The following is a 6163-nucleotide window of genomic DNA, read 5'->3' as shown; positions in this document are numbered from 1 at the left end:
CACCCGACCCCATCCCGAACTCGGAAGTTAAGCACAGCCGCGCCGATGGTACTGCGTCCTAAGACGTGGGAGAGTAGGTCACCGCCAAACCTAATAAAAAGCCTTAAACTCTCAATACGATACAAATGCACCTCGTGATCAAAACAGATCACTCTGGCGCGGGATGGAGCAGCCCGGTAGCTCGTCAGGCTCATAACCTGAAGGTCGCAGGTTCAAATCCTGCTCCCGCAACCAAACATTCAGCCGCCCAAAGGGGCGGCTTTTTTGGTTCTACGGCCCCAAGATAAGATCGCTCGCCTTCTCGCCGATCATGATCGCAGGAGCGTTGGTATTGCCCGAAACGATCTCGGGCATGATGGCGCAATCGGCCACGCGCAGCCCGGTGAGCCCATGCACCCGCAGCTGGCTGTCGACCACCGCGCCCTCGCCTTCGCCCATCTTGCAGGTGCCCGTGGGGTGGTAGATCGACACCGAATTGTTGCGCGCCCAGTCGAGCGTGCCCTTGTCGTCCTCCATCTCCAACGCCGACGTTGGCCGGAACTCTTCGGAGATCTTCCCCGCAAGCGGCGTGTGCCGCGCGATGGTGCGGGCGATGCGGACGCCTTCGACGATGGTGCGGCAGTCCGTCGGTGTGGACAGGTAGCGCGGCACGATCCGCACCGGCTGGCGCGGGTCAGGGCCCTTGAGCTCCAGATAGCCCCGGCTTTCCGGGCGCAGCTGGCAGACGGACATGGTGAAGGCCGAGAAAGGATGCACGCCTTCGCCGGGGCTGTCGGCGGACCAAGGCTGCACGTGGAACTGAATATCGGGCGTGGCCAGATCGGGCCGGGTTTTCAGGAAGCCCGTGGCAAGGCTCGCGGCCATGGTCATCGGCCCGCTGCGCGACACGGCATAGCGCAGCGCGATGCGGGCCTGATTGACCAGCGAGCGGACCTCGTCGTTCAGCGTCGGCTCGTTGCACTTGAACACTAGCCGCGCCTGCAGGTGATCCTGCAGGTTCTGGCCCACACCAGGCAGCGCGTGTTCCGGCGTGATACCATTGGCCTGCAGGTGTTCAGGGGTGCCGATGCCCGAGAGCATCAGGATTTGCGGAGAATTGATTGCCCCGCCCGAGAGGATCACCTCGCGGCGCGCCTTGAGCGTGACCTCGGTGCCGCTGGCGTCCAAGTAGCGCACGCCGGTGGCGCGTTTGCCGTCCAGCGTGACGCGGGTCACCATCGCCCGTGTGATGATCTGCAGGTTGGGCCGTTTCTTGACCGGGTTCAGATAGGCCACCGCCGAACTGCAGCGCCGCCCGTTGCGGGTGGTGAGCTGGAAATAACCCACGCCTTCCTGCGTCGCGCCGTTGTAATCGGGGTTGAACGGGTAGCCCGCCGCCTGTGCGGCCTCCACCCAGGCGTCACAGATCGCCCGTTTGATGCGCATGTCGGAGACAGATAGCGGCCCCTCGGCCCCGTGAAACGCATCCGCGCCGCGTTCGTTGTTCTCGGCCCGGCGAAACAGCGGCAGCACATCATCCCACGCCCAGCCCGCGTTGCCCATCTGCGCCCAGCGGTCGTAGTCCTCGGGCTGGCCACGGACGTAGAGCAGCCCGTTCAGCGACGACGATCCGCCCAGCACCTTGCCACGTGGCCAGTCGATCGAGCGGCCGTTCAGGCCGGGATCGGGCTCTGTCTTGTAGCACCAGTCAAGCGCCGGGTTGTGCATGGTTTTGAAGTAGCCAACGGGGATGTGGATCCACGGGTTGGTATCGCGCCCGCCGGCCTCCAGCAGCACGACCCTCGTCTGCGGATCCGCGCTCAGGCGGTTGGCCAGAACGCAGCCGGCAGAGCCCGCTCCTACGATCACAAAATCTGCTTCCAACGCCCAGGTCCTCACCGATTTGCAAAAAGACTAGGCAAAACGCAAATACTGGTCTAGCGTTTTTTGAAATCATAAGTACCAAAAATTGCAAAAACGGGAGGATATGCAATGGGAGTCTATGATCGCATCAAGGGGGTGTCGCGGCGCGACTTCTTCAAGATTGCAGGGACTTACGGGATGAGCTCTACGCTTATGGCCGCAGGGACCTTCGGCGGTGTGATGACAGCGGCAAATCTCGCACGGGCCGCCGAATCGACCTACAACAAGCGCTACGCAAAGCCCGCGAAGTTCGAAATGAAGTTCGGCGCGGCGGGCTTCAACCCGCAAAACCTGCTGATCGAGCGCGCCGGTTGCCTTGAGTTCGCGCGCGACCTCGAAGAGCGCACCGACGGCGAGATCCGCATCGAGTTCATCGGCAACAACCAGATCTGCGGCCAGCTCTCCTGCGTGGAGAAAGCCCAGCAGGGGATCGTCGATTTCTACGCCGCCTCAACGCAGAACTCTGCCGGTGGCGCGCCCTATCTGAACGTTCTGGATTACGCCTATATGTTCCGCTCCCGCGCGGATCAGTACTATTTCATGTACTCGCCGGAATCCCAGCGCATCCTGCGTGATCCCTTCGAAAAGCGCCACGGGCTGAAGTTCCTTTTCACCCATGCAGAGCTGCGTGGAATCCAGCTGGGCCTTGCCTGGCAGGACAAGGAAACCGTCACCTCGATCGACCAGCTTGCCGGCACGAAGAACCGTGTGACGGGCACCCAGCTTGGCCGCATCGCGATGAACGCGCTCAACCTGAACCCGGTGCCGGTGGCCTGGGAAGAGACGCTCGACGGCCTCAAGCAGGGCCTGATCGACGGGGCCGAAACATGGGCCTCCGCCGTGGCCTATGCCAACATGTCGCCGGTGGTCAGCCAATGTGTGGATCTGCGCTTCTTCTGCGGCACCGAGCACACGGCGATGAACGCGGCGAGCTTCGACAAGCTGGACGGCCAGCTGCAGGATGCGGTGATGGAAGCCGCCTACCTGACGCAGGTGCATGTGCAGGCCGCCAACGAGGCTGCGCTGGTGAACACCGTGGGCTTCTCCAACCCGCAGATGCCCAACACGATCTTCGCCCAGAACAACGTGCGTGTGGCCTCGCTGTCGGATGCGGAGATCCGCAAGGCCGAGGAAATGTGCTCGCCGGAGTTCCAGCCGCAGCTCTGGGAAGAGTGGCGCGAGCGCCTCAACGGCTGGGCCGGTGGCATCGACACCTACCAGGAGATCTACGACACGGTGCGCCAGCACGACATCACCCTTGCAGAGAATGTCGAGCCGCGCCGCTGGTGGAAAGGGTAATCCCGCAAAGGGTTTTCGCGATGGGCCGGCCTTCCCGCGGGAGGGCCGGCCTTTTGCCTCACGGGCAGCAAGAAACCGGCAGAGGCGTTTTCAGATGGGAGGAAGGGGCCAATGTGGTCTGATGCAAGCGCGATTGTCTCGGCGCTGATGTCGGGAGACAGTTTCGAGATCCGTTCTGCCCTGCGCAGCGATGCGGCGTGGTGGCTCGGGGCGGTCACGCTCCTGATCGGGGGCTATCTGGTGGCGCTGATCTACGAGCATGTGCCGATCATTGAAACGCTGCTGGAGCGCTCGGTGATGGTTACCTGCTACCTCGCCATCGCTTTCATCATCTTCTGGGGCGTGGTGGACCGCTTCGTCTTTTCCAACCAGCAGCCGTGGTCCACGACAATCCCGCCGCTGCTGTTCATGGTCATGGCATGGTTCGGGGCGGCGTTTAACATCCGTAAACGCACCCATCTGAGCTTCTCCGAAATCCGCACCGCCATGCCGCGCGGGGCGCAGTTTGCCTGCCTCTGGATGGATGCGGCGCTCTGGTTCGGCTTTGCCGTGATCCTCTTTGTCACAACTGCCCGGCAGGCCGCGCTGTCGGCCTCGAACTTCGCCATCGTGCTTGGCACCGACAACACGATGCTCTGGTGGTTCCTCATCACTGCCCCGGTGGCCGCTCTGCTGATGGCGGCGCGGGCGATCGAGAACATCCGCGAGGACATCGCCAACTGGCGCTCCGGTGAGCCGCTGCTGAAGCAGGCCGTGATCGGGGGGGATGTGTGATGGCCGATAGCACCCTCGTTACGCTGATCTCGGTCGGGGTCACCTTCCTGTTCATGCTGGGCGTGCCAGTGTTTCTGGTGATCGCCTATTGGGTGGTGGGCTGCTCCTTCGTGCTCGGCCTCACCCTCGACAACATGGGCGCGGAGCTTCTGAACGTGTTCAACAAGGGCTTCGCGCTGCTGGCGATGCCGCTGTTCATCCTGACGGGCGACCTGATCAACAAATCCGGCATCGCGCGCAGGCTGTCGGATTTCGCCTATGCCTGCCTCGGCTGGCTGCGGGGCGGGCTGGCGATGGCGAGCCTCGGAGCCTGCGGGCTGTTTGCCGCCATCTCCGGCTCCAACTCCGCCACCACGGCCACCATCGGCTCGATGCTGCACCCGGAAATGGTGAAGGGCGGCTATGACGAGCGCTTCTCGGCCGCCACGGCGGCGGCCGGCGGCACCGTGGGCATCATCATCCCGCCATCGATCATCTTCATCGTCTACGGCTTCCTGATGAACCTGCCGATCTCCGATCTCTTCGTGGCGGGCATCGTGCCCGGCGCGCTGATGGTGATCGGCATGCAGGTGGCCTGCTGGATCATCTGCCGGATCAATGGCTGGGGCTACCTGATCCCGCTGCAACTCAACCGCGTGCTGAAAACCGCCTTCGGCGCTTGGCTCGGCTTCTTCGCCATCGGCCTGGTGCTCTGGGGCATCTACACCGGCAAGTTCTCCCCCACGGAAGCCGCGGGCGTGACAGTGGGCTTTTGCATCATCGCCGGGCTTGTCTCCTACGTGATCACCCGCGCCCTGCGCCTGCGGCAGGACAAGACATGGGAAGAGAAGAGCTATGCCGAACAGCTGGTGGTGGAAGGCTTCACCCTGTTCCAGATCCCCGGCATCACCATGCGCTCCGCCGAAATCACCGGCATCCTCGCACCGCTGATCGCGGTATCGGTGGTGATGCAGCAGATCCTGTCGCTCTTGGGGGCCCAGCAGGTGATCGGTGATTTCGTCACCTCCATGGGCGGCTATTACGCGGTGCTCTTCACCGCGATGATCATCGTCTTCTTCTCCGGCATGGTGCTGGAATCCCTGCCGGTGACGATCATCCTCGCCCCGATCCTTGCTCCGATTGCGGCGGATGTGGGGGTGGATCCGATCCACTTCTCGGTGATCTTCCTCGTCGGCGCGTCGATCGGATTCATCACGCCGCCCTACGGCCTTAACCTCTATGTCGCATCCGGCGTAACGGGAGTGCCCTATTTCAAATTGCTGCGCTATACCGTGCCCTATCTCATCGCGCTGATCAGTGTCTGGGTGCTGGTTGCCCTGACCCCGGAGCTTGCACTAGCGCTGCTGCCAAACAGATAGGACGTGACATATGCCGGAAGACGCCACTTCCCCCGACGCAAAAGGGCAGGTCCCGCCGAACGTGCGGCTCCTGCTCCTGCTCGAGGAGGTGGCCCGGCAGGGCACGCCGGTCGCGCCTGCCGCACTGGCCGAGGCGCTGGATCTGCCCAAGGCGACAATGCACCGGCTGCTGGCCACGGCGGAGGAGCAGGGCTTTCTGCAACGCGATGCCGATGGCCGCTCCTTCGGGCCGGGCCACCGGATGCGCAAGCTCGCGTCCAACACGCTGTCGTCGCAGCGGATCCGGACGGAACGGCTGTTCATCATGCGCCATCTGGCCACCACCGTGGGCGAGACCTGCAACCTCGCCGCGCCGGGGCGCTCGGGCATGGTTTATCTGGACCGGGTGGAAACCCATTGGCCCCTGCGCATCCAACTGCCCATCGGCACGCAGGTGCCGTTTCACTGCACCGCCAGCGGCAAGATGTATCTCTCCTCGCTGCGCTCCGACAAGCTGGCGCGGCTGTTGAAATGGCTGGATCTGCAAGCCCATACCGAACATTCCATTCAGGACGAGGCCCGGTTGCTGGCCGATCTGGCCGCCATCAGCAAGCGCGGCTACGCGACGGATGATCAGGAGTTCATGGCGGGCATGGTGGCCGTGGCGGTGCCGATCCGGGACGACGAAGGCCGGCTGCTGACGACGCTCTCCATCCACGCGCCCACTCAGCGCCATTCGGTGGCGAGCCTCGTGGATAACCTCGCGCCACTTCAAGACGCGGCCGAACAGATGGCCCGTTTGATCTGAAGCGTTTCGGGTTCAACCTGACACAATCTGCATCGCTTTTCGC

5 protein-coding genes, 1 tRNA gene and 1 rRNA gene are annotated in these 6163 nt (G+C 63.3%); 6 read left to right on the top strand and 1 reads right to left on the bottom strand.

The features are described from left to right. Both rrf and KVX96_RS16190 read left to right on the top strand, forming a co-directional pair. Window positions 1–90, top strand: a 5S ribosomal RNA gene (gene rrf / locus KVX96_RS16195); the annotation flags it as partial. A gap of 67 nt (window positions 91–157) precedes the next feature. After that, window positions 158–234, top strand: a tRNA-Met gene (locus KVX96_RS16190). Between the two features lie 36 nt (window positions 235–270). On the opposite strand, the gene KVX96_RS16185 is transcribed toward KVX96_RS16190, so the two are convergent. Next, window positions 271–1863 (bottom strand): GMC family oxidoreductase, encoded by a 1593-nt coding sequence (locus tag KVX96_RS16185; protein ID WP_261195769.1) that lies wholly within the window; start codon window positions 1861–1863, stop codon window positions 271–273. A gap of 108 nt (window positions 1864–1971) precedes the next feature. Here KVX96_RS16185 and KVX96_RS16180 point away from each other — a divergent pair, with 108 nt between their 5' ends. From KVX96_RS16180 to KVX96_RS16165, 4 genes are all read left to right on the top strand, one after another. Continuing rightward, on the top strand, window positions 1972–3201 hold the full coding sequence (locus KVX96_RS16180) for a TRAP transporter substrate-binding protein (protein ID WP_261195768.1): 1230 nt from the start codon (window positions 1972–1974) through the stop codon (window positions 3199–3201). 111 nt (window positions 3202–3312) lie between these two features. After that, window positions 3313–3975, top strand: coding sequence for a TRAP transporter small permease (locus tag KVX96_RS16175; protein ID WP_261195767.1), 663 nt, complete (start codon window positions 3313–3315; stop codon window positions 3973–3975). Further along, complete coding sequence (locus KVX96_RS16170; RefSeq protein WP_261195766.1) at window positions 3975–5333, top strand: TRAP transporter large permease; 1359 nt, start codon at window positions 3975–3977, stop codon at window positions 5331–5333. Before KVX96_RS16175 ends, KVX96_RS16170 begins: the two co-directional genes overlap by 1 nt. Before the next feature lie 10 nt (window positions 5334–5343). Then, window positions 5344–6120, top strand: a complete 777-nt coding sequence (locus KVX96_RS16165; RefSeq protein ID WP_261195765.1) for an IclR family transcriptional regulator — start codon at window positions 5344–5346, stop codon at window positions 6118–6120. Window positions 6121–6163: the final 43 nt, after the last annotated feature.

This window comes from Pseudoruegeria sp. SHC-113 (assembly GCF_025376885.1).
Lineage (GTDB): Bacteria > Pseudomonadota > Alphaproteobacteria > Rhodobacterales > Rhodobacteraceae > Pseudoruegeria.
This window is presented reverse-complemented; position numbering and strand designations above follow the sequence as displayed.